General features: G+C 57.5%; 14 protein-coding genes. 4 read left to right on the top strand and 10 right to left on the bottom strand.

The window, feature by feature from the left end:
* Positions 1 to 380: 380 nt before the first annotated feature.
* The 4 genes from cysC to BLL38_RS20265 are packed head-to-tail and all read right to left on the bottom strand — an operon-like array spanning position 381 to position 7,123.
* A complete protein-coding gene (cysC, locus tag BLL38_RS20250) occupies positions 381 to 1,013 on the bottom strand; it encodes an adenylyl-sulfate kinase (protein WP_050587212.1) in 633 nt (210 codons plus the stop codon).
* A gap of 30 nt (positions 1,014 to 1,043) precedes the next feature.
* Entirely contained in the window at positions 1,044 to 2,051 is a 1,008-nt protein-coding gene (locus BLL38_RS20255; RefSeq protein ID WP_032902215.1) for an NAD(P)-dependent alcohol dehydrogenase, read from the bottom strand.
* Positions 2,052 to 2,055: 4 nt separating this feature from the next.
* Entirely contained in the window at positions 2,056 to 6,150 is a 4,095-nt protein-coding gene (locus BLL38_RS20260; protein ID WP_032902216.1) for an SDR family oxidoreductase, read from the bottom strand.
* 37 nt (positions 6,151 to 6,187) lie between these two features.
* A complete protein-coding gene (locus tag BLL38_RS20265; protein ID WP_032902217.1) occupies positions 6,188 to 7,123 on the bottom strand; it encodes a DMT family transporter in 936 nt (311 codons plus the stop codon).
* 90 nt (positions 7,124 to 7,213) lie between these two features.
* On the opposite strand from BLL38_RS20265, the gene BLL38_RS20270 reads away from it, so the two are divergent.
* Entirely contained in the window at positions 7,214 to 8,119 is a 906-nt protein-coding gene (locus BLL38_RS20270; protein ID WP_032902218.1) for a LysR substrate-binding domain-containing protein, read from the top strand.
* Positions 8,120 to 8,431: 312 nt separating this feature from the next.
* Here BLL38_RS20270 and BLL38_RS20275 read toward each other — a convergent pair whose 3' ends face one another.
* The 6 genes from BLL38_RS20275 to cadR form a co-directional block, all read right to left on the bottom strand.
* Entirely contained in the window at positions 8,432 to 9,568 is a 1,137-nt protein-coding gene (locus BLL38_RS20275) for an aromatic ring-hydroxylating oxygenase subunit alpha (RefSeq protein WP_032902219.1), read from the bottom strand.
* 41 nt (positions 9,569 to 9,609) lie between these two features.
* On the bottom strand, positions 9,610 to 10,713 hold the full coding sequence (locus BLL38_RS20280) for a mandelate racemase/muconate lactonizing enzyme family protein (protein WP_032902220.1): 1,104 nt from the start codon (positions 10,711 to 10,713) through the stop codon (positions 9,610 to 9,612).
* Complete coding sequence (locus tag BLL38_RS20285) at positions 10,710 to 12,080, bottom strand: NAD(P)-dependent oxidoreductase (protein WP_081036805.1); 1,371 nt, start codon at positions 12,078 to 12,080, stop codon at positions 10,710 to 10,712. The genes BLL38_RS20280 and BLL38_RS20285 overlap by 4 nt, the downstream gene beginning before the upstream one ends.
* A gap of 22 nt (positions 12,081 to 12,102) precedes the next feature.
* Positions 12,103 to 13,032 (bottom strand): isopenicillin N synthase family dioxygenase, encoded by a 930-nt coding sequence (locus BLL38_RS20290; RefSeq protein ID WP_032902221.1) that lies wholly within the window; start codon positions 13,030 to 13,032, stop codon positions 12,103 to 12,105.
* A gap of 13 nt (positions 13,033 to 13,045) precedes the next feature.
* Positions 13,046 to 13,552: a class I SAM-dependent DNA methyltransferase gene (locus tag BLL38_RS20295; protein ID WP_056786985.1), complete on the bottom strand. Its 507-nt coding sequence runs from the start codon at positions 13,550 to 13,552 to the stop codon at positions 13,046 to 13,048.
* Positions 13,553 to 13,662: 110 nt separating this feature from the next.
* Positions 13,663 to 14,070 (bottom strand): Cd(II)/Pb(II)-responsive transcriptional regulator, encoded by a 408-nt coding sequence (gene cadR, locus BLL38_RS20300; protein ID WP_009403731.1) that lies wholly within the window; start codon positions 14,068 to 14,070, stop codon positions 13,663 to 13,665.
* Positions 14,071 to 14,165: 95 nt separating this feature from the next.
* Here cadR and BLL38_RS20305 point away from each other — a divergent pair, with 95 nt between their 5' ends.
* Genes BLL38_RS20305 through BLL38_RS20315 form a run of 3 tightly spaced genes read left to right on the top strand, consistent with a single transcriptional unit; the run spans position 14,166 to position 16,889 of the window.
* Entirely contained in the window at positions 14,166 to 15,062 is an 897-nt protein-coding gene (locus BLL38_RS20305) for a cation efflux transmembrane domain-containing protein (RefSeq protein ID WP_004364974.1), read from the top strand.
* Between the two features lie 3 nt (positions 15,063 to 15,065).
* Positions 15,066 to 15,578: a signal peptidase II gene (lspA, locus tag BLL38_RS20310; protein ID WP_003821921.1), complete on the top strand. Its 513-nt coding sequence runs from the start codon at positions 15,066 to 15,068 to the stop codon at positions 15,576 to 15,578.
* Between the two features lie 21 nt (positions 15,579 to 15,599).
* A complete protein-coding gene (locus tag BLL38_RS20315) occupies positions 15,600 to 16,889 on the top strand; it encodes an ISL3-like element ISPpu12 family transposase (RefSeq protein WP_004574636.1) in 1,290 nt (429 codons plus the stop codon).
* The last annotated feature ends 1,220 nt before the right edge of the window (positions 16,890 to 18,109 follow it).

Raw genomic sequence — 18,109 nt, forward strand, 5'->3', positions numbered from 1 at the left:
CCAAAACATGGCGTCCATTGCCTCCGAGTGGCATTACTAGCCAAATAGGCTGGAAAAACTGGATTTGCGGGTGATGTTGGATTAGATGGTTAGCCGCTAATCGTTATTTTGATGTGAGCCCCTGAACATAGGAATGCGGAGCCTTCCTATGTTCAGGGGCTTGGTCTGAAAGTCTTAATGACTTTGGTGTTGGCGACAGTCGTCAAACAAGCTATCTCCGCAGATGGGATGTCGTTTGCGGCTTCGGCGCTAACCAGTTAGTGCTAAGCGTATTGGTACGAGCTTCCGATGCTTGGTTTTATTGGACGCCGCCACACCGTTGAAACCGGCCTGGACGACAACAAGTGTTTCGTAGTGCTTGCCTGTTGCTGATGTAACGGTTACCCCCATACCCGCTGGCGTTTGAGGAAACTCTCGATGGTGTGTGCGGCCTGCTCGATTGAGGAGGTTGTGCTGTCAATGACAATTTCGGGGGCCTCCGGGCGTTCATAGGGCGAGTCAATGCCGGTGAAATTCTTGATCAGGCCTTTGCGTGCCTTGGCGTAGAGGCCCTTGGGGTCGCGCAGCTCCAGGACATGCAGAGGCGCATCGATAAATATTTCAATAAAGTCGCCGGGGACGAACAGCGCCCTGGCCATGCGGCGTTCCTGTTCGAAGGGCGAGATCAGGCAGACCAGGGTGATGACCCCAGCATCTACCATCAGCCTGCCGACCTCGGCCGTGCGCCGAATGTTTTCCTTGCGGTCGTTATCGGCAAAGCCCAGGTCGGCGGTTAAGCCCTGGCGTAGCCGGTCGCCGTCAAGCAGGCAGGTGTGCAGCCGCTTACCGTGCAGGCCGGCCTGCACGCGGTTGGCAATGCACGACTTGCCGGCCCCCGACATACCGGTGAACCACAAGAGCAATGAGCGATGCCCTTTGAGGGTGGACTGGGCCTGGCGTTCGATCTCAAACGGGTGGGGCACCAGGTCCGGGGTACGCAGGGGATGTGACGGTAGTACCAGTGACGGGGGCATGAAAGACATCTCCATGGGGGCGGATGACAGTCAGAATTCAATTACCGCTCGGTAGCGCACTGTGTTGTTGCGCAGGGCGTCCAAGGCCTGGTTGATCTGCTCTGTCGGGAAAATCTCCACCATCGGCCAGACATGGTGTTCGCTGGCAAATTCCAGCATTTTCAGCATGTCGTGACGCCCGCCGACGTTGGCGGTACTGACGGTCAAGGTCTTGTAGGTCATGGCAGGAATGTCCAGCGTGACCGGGCCGGGCATCCCGGCAAAACACAGGGTGCCATGGGGGCGCAGCAGGGCGATGGCCCGTTCCCAGTCCTGGTCGTTGGAAGCGGTGATTAGCAAGAAGTCCAGGGTATTTTCCTGTGCCTGCAACGTGGCCAAGTCCAGGGTGTAGAAATGGCGCGCACCCAGCTGTAATGCCTGGGCTTTCTTGTTATCGGAGCTCGATAACGCGGTGACCGTGCAGCCGAACTTGGCTGCAAACTGGATGGCCAGGTGGCCGAGCCCACCGATGCCCAACACGCCCACGCGCATGCCTGGCCGGGTGCCCCGTAGCAACGCGGTGAACACCGTCTGCCCGGCGCAGAACAGCGGCGCGGCCACATGAGAGGGCAGGTTGTCGGGGAGCAAGAACACGAAGCGGCTGTCGCAGGTCAGGAAGTCGGCAAACCCGCCTTTTTGCCCGTTACTGCAGGTTGGCAGCACGGCCGCACAGTGTTGCTCTTCACCCTTGAGGCACCACTCGCACGCCAGGCAGGCGCCCTTGTACCAGCCGACGCCGACGCGCTGGTCGGGGCTAAGGTGGGTAACTGCCGACCCGGTGCGCACCACGCGCCCCACAACTTCATGGCCACACACCTGTGGGTATTGGGAAGCTTCACCCCAATCGCCTTCAATCAAATGCAGATCGCTGGTGCAGGCTCCGCAATGGGTCACCTGGATCTCCACTTCGTTGGCCCCGGGATCCGGGCGCAGGTAGGTGAACGGTTCCAGTGGAGAGCCCGGCCCATAGGCGGCCCAGCCGTTAGTAGTGCGTGTCATGGGTTCACTCCTGGGTTAGGTTCAGTGCCGTGAGGTACTGTTGGGTCCATTCAGCGTCGATCACCGGGCACTCCAAATGATCAAGTAGCAGCGGCGGTGGAGGGTTGAAGTAGCTGAAGTCATCAATGATCATCGGCAGGATTAACAGCGTGCGCTGCAACACGGCCTTGCCAGGGGCCTGTTCCTTGAGTCTGGCCTGCCATTGTTCCAGGGGCAGTGGTGCATACTGGGTTGGTCCCAGAAGCGTCTGTATCCAGGCGCATAACTGGGTCCATTTGAGGTTCGCCGCAGGGTTATACAGGTGCTGTACGGGCGGTGAACCCAAGGCCTGGCCGTGGATCGCTGTGTGGGTAAATACCTGCGCGACATAGTCCACGGGGGTCAGGTTCATTGACCAGCTCGCTTCGTCTGGCCAGGCATTGAGGGCCAAGCAGCTGCGAATCAGTAGCCCGACATAGTCCTCCTGGTTTATCGACGCGCCACTGTCGGGATGTGCGGGGGCGCTGATGTCGCCACAGCGCAGAATGTTCAGGGACAGCCCGCGGCTTTCGCAAAACGCAATGGCCAAGTGTTCGGCCACCAGCTTGGCGCGGTTATAGCCGGTCGATGGCACCGGCTCCGGTAGGGTCGAGGCAAACACCACGCCGGCCCCGTTTGCGGCTGCCAGGCCGAGCACCTCGACCACACCGCCGACGTTGGTCTGGGCCAGGCGTTCATAGCGCTTGAGCCAGTTGACGTCGGCGGCGCAATGAATGATGCAGTCCACGTCTTGGCACAGCCGCTGATAGGCCGCGCTCGCTAGGCCGAATTGTGGTTGCGCCAGATCCCCGGCCATGCCCTCGACCCGAGCCGTGCGGGGCGACAATCCCAATTTGGCTACCCGACGTTGAGCCTGGGCCGCATCATCCGCACGGACCAGGCACAAGATCGTCTCCACACCGGCTGTTTGTTGCAGTTCGGCAACCACCCTGCGCCCTAGATACCCAGTCGCTCCGGTGACCATGATTGTGCGTCGGGCCAGGCGTCGCGGCGCCTGCTGCAGGCTCGCCACAGCCGTGGTCAACCGGGCCAAATAACGCTCGGCTTCTGCCGTGACCGAAAAGGCCACTTCCAACAGCGGCGTACCTTGCAGCCGATGGGCCAGCAGCCTGCTGATCCCTGCCACCGTCGAGTCGCGGGTGATATCGGCAATCGTAAGGTTCGTCTCGAATGCGCGATTGATGCGCGTCATCAAATCCAGCAGCAACAAGCTGCCGCCAATATCGATAAAGTCGCTATCGGGCCCCAGGGTGACCCCTTGCAGGTTCATGCAGCGCGCCCACAGCCTTGCCACTCGTACTTGCAGCGGCGTCAGCGGCGGTAGGTCATCCGACAGCGGTGCTAAAGGCTGCAGCAACAGGGCTTGGGCACCCAGACGCTTCTGGCTCGCTCCCGCCGGAATCGACGCGGCAAGAAAGTACCCCAGTGGCACGCTGAATGCGGGCAGGTGCTGGCCTGCCCACTGGCGCAGGGCGCCAGCAGCTGGAGGGTTGTCGGGGTCTCGGGCGCTGATAAAGGCCACCAGTTGCATATCCTGGCCCTCGCCACGGGTAGTGACCAGCGCGCTGCGTACCTCGGAGTGAGTCATCAATACCCGCTCGACGTCTGCGCTGAAGATCTTGAAACCGCGCACCTTCAAATGGGTCGTCGCACGCCCTATCAGATAAACCTCTCCGGTCTCGCTCAGCCGCACCATATCGCCGGTGCGCAGCAGCCGGTGTGCCAGCGTCGGGCAGTCGGTGGCCATTGGATTTTCCACGAAGGCACTGCGGTTTGCCGCGTCGTCATTGAGGTAGCCCATGCTGAGGCCTGGGGTATGGACGTACAGTTCACCGTGGCCACCCAGCGGCGTGCAATCGAGGGCCGGGTCTAGCACGTAGGCCTGGGTTCCGGCGGTAAATTGCAGATGTCCGTCCGGGGCGGATAACGCGACATCTCCGGCTTCATTCGAGCCATACAGGTCGATCACCCGGCAATGCGGCAGGCAGCGCACGAGATTCTGGCGCGTGGTCGCTGGCAGTTGTTCGCCGCTCAGCCACAGGCAATGCACTGCGGCAAAGGCTTGTTTGAACGCCGGCTCATCCTGCATCAGGCCTGCCGCCAGGCTGGGGGTGATCATCAATTGGCTGAGCTGGCCCCACTGGACGAATGCCCGTAGAGCCTGAGGATCCAACACCATGGCATCCGGAATCAGGCAGGCGGTGGCACCGCTGAAAATAGGGTAGTAGACATATCCAGCCATCCAAGCATTGAGGCCCACTCGGTCGCCCGGGCGGATGTGCTGTTGCCAAAGCGCCAGGGAATCAAGGCGACCGTGTTCGGCGATGGTGACAATCTTCGCCGTGCCGGTAGTGCCGGAGGTAAGCAGGCCGTAAGCTAGGTCATTGACGACAGCTGCACGTCGGGTTACGGCAGCGGGCGCGGGGTCCAGTTCGTCGAACACCAGGGTGCGATAACCGGGCGGCAAGTCGTTGAGACTGGTGGTGTCACCTACCACCACCACCGGCTGGAGGTTGGTCAGGGCCTTGGCGGTAGCCTCCAGGCCATACCAGTGAGGAATATCGAGGTAGGGCCAGCCCAGCAGGCTGCAGGCGGTCATGGTGATCAGGCTTGGAAGGTCCTTGTCCAGGCGGATAGCCACCCAGCCGCTATGGGTGCAAACTTTCGACAGGCGTTCGGCCAGCGTGGTGGCATGGGCATGCAGTTGCCTGGCATTCAGTTGCCTATGCGGTGTCATCGCGACCAACCTCTCAGGGGCTTGGTCCAGTAAGCGAAAGAAGTGTTGCTGCCATGATAGGCCCGGCGCGCTGGCAGTGCTGGCGTGGCGGTTGCTGGCGATTTGATGCGTGCGGCTACGTAGGCTCGCATTTAGCGCAAGGGTTGCCAGTTGCGCACTGATTCGCGGGGCCTGAGCGCCAGGGTTGGACGGATCGATGGCTATCAGGGGCAAGTCAAGGGCCCTGGCCGATGGCGTGTCAGGTGCCATCAGGCACAGGAACCGCTGACGCGCCTGCGCGGGAGAGCAATAGGCTATATTTTCGTCGGTCGTCAGCAGCACCAGAGGCCCGTCCTGCAACATGGCCAGTTCACGCATGGTTTCCTCGTTCAGCATCTGGCCGCTGCTGTCCAACAGCCAAAGGGCATAGTCTTCGGGGAGATGGGCCGCCAGTTGCAGGGCGCTACTGCGATGCTCGTCGGATGGGGCCAGTAACAGGACTTGGAGTCGCGTCGTGATCGGTTCATGCAGGCACTTAAGGTGATCCGCTGCATCAGCCAGCCGTTGCCAGGTGGCGGATAGCTGGAAAAACCGATAAATCACCTGCTTGTTCCGCGCCGTTTGTTCCACTATCTCAGGGAATTCCATGGCCGAGTGTGTCACCGGGGCGAACCCGGATGAGCGCTCGGCCTCATCATGCCAACCCTTGAAAAACTGCCATTGCGCAATCTGTTCCGGCTCCCATGACAACAGTCGTGGGGAATAGTCGATACCGGCAAAATCGCAGAAACGCATCAGGGTGCCTTGGGTCTCCCCCATCAAGTCGGCGTCACTGTCCAGGTACAGCACTTGGTCGCTGGGGCAATGCTCCAGTACTAGATTATGAATGCTCGCCAGCTCATCGAAACCCGACTCGGCGGCATCGAAATAAGTGGTACCGCCGCCCTGGCTGACGCGATAAAGCGATTGCATGACATCCAGTGGCTGGCGTACCAGGAAGACATGCTTGAAACCCGTCAACCAGGCGCCATCAATGGCCTGGAAGTCAAAAAAATAGGCGATCTCTTTAGCAAATTGCAGTCGCAGGGGCAAAGCGGGGCGTTGGCACAGCAGGTCCATCGCTTGGCTGTAGCGGGTGATGCCCACGGGGCCTTGTTCGGCCTGCCGGGTGCGCTCGATCAGCGCATGCTTGGCGGGAAAGTGCTGCAACAGGAAGGGTTCCGACAGCTGCTCATGCAGCACCCTCACGTCTGGATGTTGCATCACGGCCCGCTCGAAGGCGGTCGAGCGGCTCCGGGAGACGGCCCAGAGAATTACGTTGGGCAGATGAGATGACGTCAGCATAAACAGCTCCTGGGCAGGGCCTGTACACGTGAGGTGTCTAGCGCTCGCCTGCGGGTTTTTTCAGCACAATGAAACCCGACAGCAGAATAAGGACCAGGCCGGTAGCGGTTCGGCCGTTCAGCATTTCGTTGAACAACAGGGCGCCCCAGGCGATGGCAAAAATCAGGTAGGTGTAGTCAAACGCACCAATGACCGAGGTCTCACCAACTTGGTAGGCTTTGGCGAGCCCGATGCTGACGACTACCATCAGGACCGCCAATACGATCATGATCCACCAGTCGCCCTGGCCCATGGCCGACCAGCCTCCAATCAGGAATCGTAAACCGTCATCCACCGGAAAATGCGGGCCGGTCTGCAGCACCACCAAGCTGCCCACCACCCCAATGATCAGCAACGCGACATTCATGGCCAACGCCAAGAGTACGGGGTCCTCATCGGCACATTTGCCCTTGGTCACCACCACGGCAAGGGCGTATAAAATAGCGGCGAGTACAGGCAGTAGCGCATAGGTATTGAAGTCTTCGGTGCTCGGCGCCAGGGTAATCACGACCCCGACAAAACCCAGGCAGATCGCCAGCCATTTGCGTGTGGTCACGTTCTCCTTCAAGGAGAGGGCCGAGAACAAAGCGATGAACAGAGGTGTGGTATAGATAGCCAAGGCGGCGACGGTCAGGCTGATGAAGGGCAGTGCGCCGTAAAAGGCGATCCACATCAACGACAGCAGCAGGCTTCTTATCACCACCCACAGGGGAGACAGCGGCCACAAATTCGTGGCGCCGCGCAGGTGAACCACCAGCGCCATCAGAATGCCCGAGGCCAGCACAGAACGGATTACATACAGTTGCCACATTGAAGTCTCGGCACTGGTTGCCTTTATGATGGCGTCTGACACCGAGAGCAAAAATACCGAACCTACAACGATAAGAATGCTTTGTCGGTTATCAGTGGCGGTTATCGTAGTGCTTCCAGACATGAGTTTTCCTTGATTAACGGCTTTAAGGATTCTGAGTGCGCACTGGCTGTATTTAAAGTGACTTATGGTTACGCAGAAGGACTGAAAATTATGGATAATTTCAAACGCTCACTGCCCCCACTGTCCAGCCTTGTGCCTTTTGAAGCGGCGGCGCGACTTGAGAGCTTTTCCAAAGCCTCTGAAGAGTTGAACTTGACCCAGGCCGCAATTAGCAAACAGGTGCGTTCTCTCGAAGAATTCCTGGGTGTTGCGTTATTTACCCGCAGAAATCGGGCGGTATTCCTGACGGCGGCGGGTGTCGAATTTCGCGATGCCGTTCGGACGGCATTCCTGGGTATTGCGTCGCAAGCCGAAGATCTGAAAAAAGGCCGGGAAAGCAGCGAAGTAGTCCTAGTGGCACAGTTGTGCGAAGCTTTCTATTGGCTGACGCCCAATATTCCCGCGCTGCATAGGAAGTACCCGGATCTGGAGGTGCGCCTTAACGCATCGACCCAGCCCATCACCGCAACCGCTGAAAAATTTGATATCGCCATCCAGACCTCAGGCCGGGCTTCTGGCGATCACACGCGGCTGTTTACCTTGAGCGATGACATCTATCCGGTATGTAGCCCACGCTACCTCGCTTCTTTTGGCAGCACGCCGCTGGTCTTGGCGGACTTGGCCAACCTGCCGCTGCTGCACCACGTTGCAGTACCGCAAGACTGGAGCACCTGGAACGATTGGTTGCTGGAATTCGGCATCAAGGCGGGTGGCTCCAAGGACAAATTCTTCGACAGCTATCCAGTGATGATGCAGGCTTGTGTCGAGGGGTTCGGTTTTGCATTGGGGTGGCGTCGGACCACCGAAAAAATGCTCGCCAGCGGCGACCTGGTACGGCCCTTTGCCGAATCCACCCATCTGCCGGAAGCTCTGAGCGTCTACAAATGGCGAGACGCCAACCTGCGTCCGGCAGCCCGGCAGTTGCTGGATTGGTTGAAGTCATCCTTTGGTGACTGAGGCGCAATGCCTGCGTTCGGTCCTTCGCTGATAAGGCAGGGCAGATTAACAGCGAAAGCTAGAGCGCAGGACCGTTCGCTGAGGAGCTCGCTTGCGATAGCGGCAGTTGGAACACCGCAGGGTGTCAGATATTCAACGTCATCATTAACGACCACCTCAGGCAAGCCAGCTCCGACAAGGAGACGCGCACGGCTCAACGGCCAGATTACTATTAGGTGGCGACGGTAGCACTGCCGGTACTTATGGCATCTGATACACCACTATCGCAGCCTCGCTCTCGACATAAACCCCAAGGGGGCGTTTTCAAAGACCCTAAGAGGGTGTCAGCAGGCCAAGGGCCGCCAGGGTTTTTTTCTGGATGTCATGCACGGCATGTTCGCTATTAGCACCCAGGCCCGGGTCAACGACAAAACGTCCCTGCTGGTAGCCATCACTGCTCAAGCCCCGCTGGACGCTAGCGCACAGGGGCACATCTTCTTCGCGAATAACCGCTACAAAATCGATGACTTCCTGCTCTTCCCGAGTGGGTGTGGCGGCATCGCAAAACCATTCGACCACTTGCAAGGTGTGATCCACTGCGATGGGGATGTGGTGCAGGACATTCATATAGCCCCCTGGGTACACCTCCAGGCAAAAGTTTGGCCATAAGTACCATGCACCAAACTGACGGGACTGTGGTGAGGTTTCCTTCATCGTATACCCTTGATTTGTTCCACTGTCGTGGCTGACATGGGCGTGGTAATGCTCATGGATCGCCAAGTGGTAGCTCTTGAGATCAAGGGTGGCCATGGACAATGTCGGATGGCACATCGGGCAGTGATAACACTCCGAATAGTTTTCCACCGAAACTTTCCAGTTGGACTGCACGCTGTAGTTCTTGGAATACGCATGGGACAATTTTTCCGGCGCCGGAGCAAAGGATCTTATGGAGTCTTCCAGGCCGGGAAGCAGGGCTTGCATGGATGCGCATTTGCTGTCGAAATTGATAAAAATAAACCCGCAAAATACCTCAAGCCGGATGGGCACGAGTTGCACCTGCTCAGTACAGAAGTCCTTGAGATGCTCGGACTTTCGCGCGCTGACCAACTGGCCCTGGGTGTTATAGGTCCAGGCATGGTAAGGGCAGGTCAACAGCCCGGGCACATGGCCACTCCCCTCCACGAGCCGGTGTGCACGATGCTGGCAAACATTGTGGAATGCCTTGAAGTCGCCGTCCTTGTCTTTGACCACCAGGGCACTCTGGCGACCCAGGTCCCGGACGTAATAGTCACCGGCCTGGGCCAAGGCTGAAACGTGGCAAACGTACTGCCAGGTCTTGCAGAAAATCAGCTCCATTTCCTGTTCGAAGAGCCGGCTATCCACATAGTGTTCGCTGGGTAAGGTGAAGGATGCAAAGGGATCCGCGTCGAAGCCGCGAGCCAGATGCAAGGATGATGGGGCGCTGGACATGGAGCCTCCATGGATCAACGTGGTGGAAAGGGCCGCGGCGCTCAACTGTACTGCGCGACCGGTGATTCGAAATGCCGGGGGGCGAGTTCGAGCCCCAGCCCCGGGCTGTCCAGTACATACGCGCGGCCCTGGCGAATATCGAACCCACCCGTGGCCAATTGCACATCGTGGTGCCGGCAGCAGTTCCAGCTCGCGCGATGAAAACGCGCTGGCGTCGCGGTGGCCAGATGCATGACGGCGCTGTCCGAAATCAAGGTGCCGCCGACGTCCTCAATGTTCATCTGGATTCCGTGATGGATGCAGAAGTCGCGCAGTTGCCGGGCCTTGGTCAAGCCACCGACCCGACCGATTTTCAGCCCGATGACCTGAGTGATGTTATGGCGTTGGGCATACGCCAGGTCTGCCAGGGTCACAATAGACTCATCAAGGATAATCGGATTACGAGTCAGCTCGCGCACGGCGCGGCACTGATCCATGGACTCACAGGGCTGTTCGAAACACACCGTAGGATCCTGCACGCTGTTCATCACCGCGACGGCATCGGCCACCGTCCAGGCACGATTGACGTCGAACGTAATCACCTCGCCCGGCAAACGCTGCGCAATCAGGTAGTTGATCCGCGTTACATCCTCTTCGACACCGGTGCCGACCTTGCAAGAATGGGTGCGGTAACCCTGCTGTCGGGCGGCCGCCAGGTGTGTGGCCATAAGGTCGGGGTTGTCTGTGGGAATGCTGCTCTGCAAGGCAATCGAGTCCTGGAACTTACCCCCCAGCAGGGCATACAACGGGAGGTTGCAGTGCTTGCCGAGAATGTCCCAGCACGCCAGGTCAATTGCCGCTTTCACATACGGGTGCCCGGGCAGCATCACGTCCATCCGCTCGTTGATCTGGTCCAGGTGCAACGGGTTTTCCCCCATCAGATGGGGCGCCAGTTCATCGATCCCCGCCCGTACGCCTCTGGCATAGGCCGGCAGGTAGGTGGCGCCCCATGGGCAGCTTTCACCCACCCCCAGCAAACCGCTGTCGGTACCTATCACGACCACGGTGGAATCCAGCGCGGCATAGTGCAGGCGACCGCCGCTGAGGCTGTATTTTTCCTTGAGCGGGACGTCGAACTGGTAGACCTTGATGGACGTTATTTTCATGGCACAAGTACCCCCTCGGCCTCGGAAAGACCCGCCATGCGGGGCGAGATGGCAACATCCAGGATCGATTGTTGGAAAATCCGGTTGATAACGCTCAGCTTTAGCTCATGGCGTTTTTGATCGACTACCGCGATGCTGTCGAAGCACGGCTCGTAGCTGTCCATGTGTTCGGCCACCCAACTAGGGCCGCAGCTCCAGTTGACGACCTGGGTGACCAGCGAGGGCGACAGGCCCATGGCGCCGCCAATTTCAGCGGCCTCCCCGAGGATGACCCGGTTGATACAGGCGAGGAATTCCACCAGATGCGTCGCCAGCTTGATCTTTTGGTTGTCGGTAAACCGGATGCCGGAGTGGAACGTTCCCGGCAGTGTGGGGGTGATCCGGCCGAAGGCATCCTCGGTAAAAGCGCCGCTGTGTCGGTAGTTACGATTGGCGCCGTAGGGCGAGGGTGCCTGGAAGTCGGCCAGCGCAAGCGCAATGCTGTTTTCCTGTTCGCTCAAGGCTGCGACCTTGACGTGATTGTCCTGAGTGTCGAACCGCGCTCCGGCCTGTCGATAACGATCAGCGATGATCCGCCCCAAGGGCATCGCCACCCCCAACTCATCGGCCAGCGCCTCGGTGAGGCTCATGTCCTTGACCGTGATCTCCAGGGTGCACGAATGGTCGTAGCTGGCGTCGAGCATAAACGGGGTCAACTGATTGCTGACAAAGCAGTTACCGCGGGAGGTTTTTACGAAATCCCAGAACCAGTGCAGCGGGATCTCATTGGCCCGGGCCAGCACCAGCAACTCGGCCCACACGGCGGTGGCGGCGTAAAACAGCAGGTTGGTCAGTAACTTGACGGACTGCCCGGTGCCGATCTCACCTACATAAAATGCCTTGCGGCCCATGGTCTCCAGCACGCTGTGACTTGATTGATAACCGATTTTGTCGCCACCGATGTAGAAACACACATTGGCGAAATCCACCCCCATATGCGACAGATTGCTGACCGGGGCTTCAAGGCTATGGATGTGTTTTTGTCGGGCCAGTCCGGCGATATGCCGGGTGTTGTGGTAATCGGTGGTGGAGGTATCGATCCATACCGAATTTTCCGCCATCCCGGCCAGCGCACCCTCCGGCCCGGTCATGTTTTCCAGCACATGATGGGGTAGGGGCAGGCAGGTCACGACAACCCCACAACCGCTGGCACACAGCGCGGGGGTGGCCTTCCAGCGAGCACCTGCAGCGATCACGGAGCTCGCACGTGTCGGGTCGATGTCATACACCTGAACCTCGTATCCGGCGAGCAGCAGACGCTCCACCAGTGGCCGGCCCATATTTCCAACGCCGATGAAGGCGATTTTGTTTGGCTCTGCGGTGTGCATATCGCTTCTCCTGTGGGCCGCTTCAAGCGAACTCGCGCGCCCTGCCGGCGCCCTGGCCGGATACCCAGATGGAATTGAAGTTATCGAGCATGACCTGCCGGCAGGCGACCGTTTGATCACTGCCTAGCGGGGTAAACACGGCATCAATGTCCGGGTACACAAAAAACGGCAGTGACACCCTGGCGCTGCTTGCACGGTGGATCACCTGGTGCGGCGTACTGGTAAACAGGCCGTTGCTCCACTTCATCAACATATCGCCGAGATTCACCACCACTTCGTTGGCGCGGCAAGGAACGTCGATCCAGCGGCCTTGTGAAAAGGCACTGAGGGCGCAGGCATCTCGCGGGTCCTGGAACAGCAAGGTGAACATGCCGTTGTCGGTGTGCTTGCCCGCGCCACTGCCCGAGGGTGGGTAATACAGCGCGCGCTGGATCAGCACCGGGTTGGAAAAAAACGCCTGGAAAAAATCACGGTCCAGCCCGAGGGATAGGGCCAAGCCGCGCAGTAGTGCGGGCACTACCCGGTCCAGTACTTCTTGTTGCAGAGCGAGCATGGACTTGGCAAAGCCGGGGGCCTGACCCTCGCTGGGCAACAGGTTCGGCCCGGTAAACGGCAAGTCGCAGGCCGGCGCTTCCCGGCCCATGTCGAAATGCTGCTTTCGATCCGGGCCGGTGGGGGGATGCAAGGTCTCGCCAAACGTATCGACATATCCACGGCACGTCTTGGGGATGACCACTTGCCGGTCCTGGCAGAACTGGTTCTTGGTGGACAGTGGCAGCGCGAAGAATTGGCGGGCGGTGTCCAAGGCATCCGCTATCAACGAGGGCTGTATGCCATGATCGGCCAGGTAGAAGAATCCATCATTGACGCAACATTTGCGCAAACAGCTGATTTCATAATCTGCTTGGGTCGATTCAAGACGCTCAAGGGAAATACTATTGAGCACATCCATGTTCGACTCCTGATTATTTGTTGACGGCAAACGCCAAGTAGTGGGCTTGCACGTCGTTCAAGTAAGCGGCGTTCATAAACGAAGGCAATACAGAAAGTTGTCTGGAGGCCGTTAGTTTATGCAGTAGGGAGTCAAAGTGTTCTGCTGTATAAAAAGTACAGCGCGTACTCAGTAGGATCAGTCCGCTATTTTTTGTGATTCGCATAAGCTCATGGATGGCCTCTGTGGGTAGATGGCCCTCGATAAATGCACCGCAGCAAAAGGTTGCGTCATACTGGTTGTCAGCGATCATTGGATTATGTTCAGTAAGATCCACCCCACCATACAATGTTGCATAGGCCCGGGTTTCGCGCGCCAAGTTAGTCATGGCCGGCGATAAATCACAACCATCGACAGGCGAAAATCCCCGCAGCATCAGTTCTTTACCGACCAGACCGGTTCCGCAGCAAGCATCCATGATTCGCATGGGGCGGCGCGCTTCAGAGGCCGGGAGCAACGAGTCGAAGAGGTCACCGAGCATGCGGGGGCCGCAGTAGTTTTCTTGGGTAAGCGGATTAAATGGTTGATCTTACCTTTGCATGAGAGTGAGACAGACCGGCATCTCATCGGATTATCTGGTTGATGCTTCACCTACTGCTGGTGCATGTTTCCTTCGCTAATTCCAGCAAGAACCCCACACGCCTCAACTTCCCGGTCATCGTTGCAACTCGCTCTCAGTGAAACGAGTTGTTTCTCAAGCGCTTGCAGAGCGGTTATCTGCGACCGCACATGAGAGATGTGATCATCGAGCAAGGCGTTGACGGCGGTACAAGGCTGATGAGGGTCGTCCTCATAGCTCTGTAGTTCGTGAATCTCAGCCAGTGACAGGCCCAGGATTCTGCAGCGACGGATGAAGGCCAGCCCCTCACCATGCTTCTCGGTATAGACACGGTAACCGTTGTCCTGCCGATCAGGCGGCGGCAACAAGCCCTGCTGTTCATAGAAGCGGATCGTCTGTGTTTCGACCCCTACCAACTGCGCCAACTGACCAATGCGCATCAGCCTCCTCCCCAACGGATTCTTTACTCTATTGACCTTATAGTAGCTTTATAGTTTTAAATGGTACCACAACATTGTTCAAGTGGAGTCGTATCATGAGCAAATCCTGTGGTGGCGCCTGTGGCGGTGATGCAACGTCCGCAGCGGATACCGATATACAGGCCTCCTCCGAGGCGCCAGGGAGATGGGTCAGTGTTTATGCCGTGCCGAAGATGGACTGTCCATCAGAAGAACGAATGATTCGCCTAGCCCTGAACGGCTTTGAGGAAATTCGGGCGCTGTCCTTCGACTTGTCGAACCGCCGGCTGAAGGTCGTGCATGACGGCGAGGTCGAGCCCGTCACCTCGAAACTGAAGACCTTGGGGCTAGGCGCCTCGCTTCAGGAAACCGTCGCTGCAAATCCGGAGACCATCAAGGCCGCCGAGTTTTCGGCAGCTTCTGCTAAGCAAGAATCCGGGACCCTGCGCTGGTTGCTCGGCATCAATGCACTTCTGTTCGTGGTGGAAATGACTGCCGGTCTGATCGCCCGGTCCACCGGCCTGATTGGAGAATCCCTGGACAATTTTGCCGATGCGGCGGTGTACGGGCTTGCCCTTTATGCGGTTGGACATAGCGTGAAAATGCAGGTACGTGCCGCGCATCTTGCTGGTGTACTGCAACTGATCTTGGCTGTGGGCGTGCTCGTAGAGGTGGTGAGACGCTTTGTATTCGGTAGTGAGCCTGAATCGCTGGTGATGATGGCTATCGCATTCGTCGCATTGATTGCCAATACCAGTTGTCTGCTGCTCATATCCAAACATCGGGAAGGCGGGGCGCACATGAAGGCAAGCTGGATATTCTCGGCCAACGACGTGGTGATCAACCTGGGGGTCATCACCGCCGGCGCCCTGGTCGCGTGGACCGGTTCCAATTATCCGGATCTGATTATCGGCACCATCGCGGGGGGCATTGTACTTAACGGTGCCAGACGCATTTTGGCGTTGAAGGGTTAAATAATGCTCATTATTGGCAAAAAGCTCTCGCCGTATGCCCTATTGTCCATATCGGGCCTGCTGGCAGCGTCTGATCAGGCTGTAAAGTGGCTGGTGCAGCAATCAATGGCCTATGGCGAGTATGTTTCGGTGACCCCGTTCTTTAACTGGGTGCACCTATGGAACACCGGTGCCGCATTCAGTCTTTTTGCGAATGGTGGAGGCTGGCAGCGCTACTTTTTTATCGGAATCGCGGTAGTGGTCTCGATTTTTCTGATCAAGCTGATCCTTGAAAATCGTCATAAAGGAGAAGCCATCGCTTACAGTCTTATCCTCGGTGGCGCCATGGGCAACCTGATTGACCGGGTCTTTCGCGGCTATGTTGTGGATTCCTTTGATTTCTATTGGCGAGACTGGCATTGGCCGGCCTTCAACCTGGCTGATATTGCAATTGTCCTCGGTGCCTTACTTTTCGTTTCCAGCAGCTTGTTGGGTAAAAAAGCAAACACCAATGCCGAGTCGGATGGATCTGACTGACACCTACGCCTATACAACACCATGACCGAACTTCCCGACAACATCCTTCACCTGCCGCAATACCAAGTACTGGGCTGCAAATCAACCGACGACGAAATGCACTTCCAGGTGGACGTGCCCGATCCCATCGCCTGCGAGGAATGCGGCGTGCAGGGTGAGTTCGTACGGTTCGGCAAGCGTGACGTTCCCTATCGTGATCTGCCCATCCACGGCAAGCGGGTCACTCTCTGGGTGGTCCGCCGCCGATACACCTGCCGGGCCTGCAAGACAACATTCAGGCCCCAGCTACCGGAGATGGTGGACGGATTCCGTATGACACTGCGGCTGCATGAGTACGTGGAGAAGGAATCCTTCAACCACCCCTACACCTTTGTGGCGGCACAGACCGGCCTGGACGAGAAGACGGTGCGCGACATCTTCAACGCCCGCGCCGAGTTCCTGGGGCGCTGGCACCGCTTCGAGACGCCCCGCATCCTGGGCATTGACGAGCTATACCTGAACAAGCGCTACCGCTGCATTCTGACCAACATTGAGGAGCGAACCCTGCTCGACCTGCTGGCCACCCGCCGCCAGGACGTGGTGACCAACTACCTGATGAAGCTGAAAGACCGGCAGAAGGTCGAGATCGTCAGCATGGACATGTGGAACCCCTACCGGGCAGCGGTCAAGGCTGTGCTGCCCCAGGCCCGTATCGTGGTCGATAAGTTCCATGTGGTGCGCATGGCCAACGATGCCCTAGAGAGAGTGCGCAAGGGCCTCAGAAAGGAGCTGAAACCGTCCCAGAGCCGGACTCTCAAGGGAGACCGGAAAATCCTGCTGAAACGCGCTCACGAAGTCTCAGACCGGGAGCGCCTCATCATGGAGACCTGGACAGGCGCGTTCCCGCAACTGCTGGCCGCCTACGAGCACAAGGAGCGCTTCTACGGCATCTGGGACGCCACCACACGGCTCCAGGCAGAAGCCGCCCTGGACGAGTGGATAGCCACCATCCCGAAGGGCCAAAAGGAAGTCTGGAGCGATCTGGTCAGGGCAGTGGGAAACTGGCGCGAAGAGACCATGACCTACTTCGAGACGGACATGCCCGTCACCAACGCTTACACGGAGTCCATCAACCGACTGGCCAAGGACAAGAACCGTGAAGGGCGCGGTTACTCCTTCGAGGTGATGCGGGCACGAATGCTCTACACCACGAAGCACAAGAAGAAGGCACCGACTGCGAAGGTCTCTCCTTTCTACAAGAAAACCATCGGTTACGGACTGCCGGACTTCGCAGAGGAACTCAACTACGGAGTCGATCTATCAACCATCTGAGGGTGGTATCAGATTGATGGGGTGAAGGTGCCCCATCAACCATTAAATCCGTATACCCGTTTTCTTCAGATACATCGTTGTCATAATCGACTGACCAGGTTTCGTAATAATTCCTCAACCGCGAATAGTCACGATCAAAGTTAAGCGCCTGGTTAACGGAAGTTGGCGGTAAAGGTCGGCCACCTTTGATAGCGTAGTTTTCGCTGGCCATTCTGTATTCTCCGAAAAAATTAATCTTCAGGTTGAATTGAACAGTGGTTGCTGCTTGGAGGGCTATTCTTATTCGTCAACTATGGCGCTGTAAATAGCAGGTAGACGACTTATCCTACAGATTATTCCTTATAGTTAACTGTTCGTTATACATTGCATTTATTTTCCGCTGATCATCAAGAAGCAATGAGCCTGCCTTGACAGAAAACTCCTCAGTACCTTGACGCCTTACCTTCAGCCATCATCACGCTAATGCAGGCAGGGCACCACGCCCATGCTATTGCTTAATTTATTCGGCGATCATGGCGCCACACGGGTGGCGAGCCTGGTAGCCAAGGCACAAGGGCTGGGTGGACAAAATTCTGCTGAATGGCAAAGCCTTTGCCTTTACCGCCGAAGACCTTTGGACAGCAAGATGCGGGCATCCTTTACCACTATGTCCCCGGTCTATACATACCTGTAAAGCGGGCAGAGCGAAGCTGGTCTATGACGTCGTTGACGATGAACGCTATGGATAAGCTTGTGGTCACCTTACGTTCATCAAGGCACGACGATTCCATTTTCCCTAGCGAACCGCTGGACTCTGGTTCGTCCTAACCTTTAGGCAGCACGCACCATCGTGTCGTGGAGCAGAAGCCAGATCAATCTTCCAAGGTAATCTGAAACGGTAATTTATCCTATTGATTATTATCGTTAATATTAGTTGTGTATTTTGATTGAGATACCAAATGGAATACCTCACGAGATAGCACTCCATTGGCCCCGCCTGTATTAGATCTGAAAATCTTGCTTCCCATCCACGATAAGTACTGACTTTCCTTACAGGTTGATCCAGCAGAATCATTTCGGTACCTGCAAGGGGCAGCGGGCGTTAGATGATGCCCCTGAATTCATAGAATAAGCGCAACGCTTGAAACGAGAGGCAGAGAGCCAGCCACCGGTAGAATCCAGGCTCTCACACCGAAGGATTCAAGCGCAGATGACTACGCATTACCGGCAGCTGACTCAGG

The organism is Pseudomonas gessardii (assembly GCF_001983165.1).
GTDB lineage: Bacteria > Pseudomonadota > Gammaproteobacteria > Pseudomonadales > Pseudomonadaceae > Aquipseudomonas > Aquipseudomonas gessardii.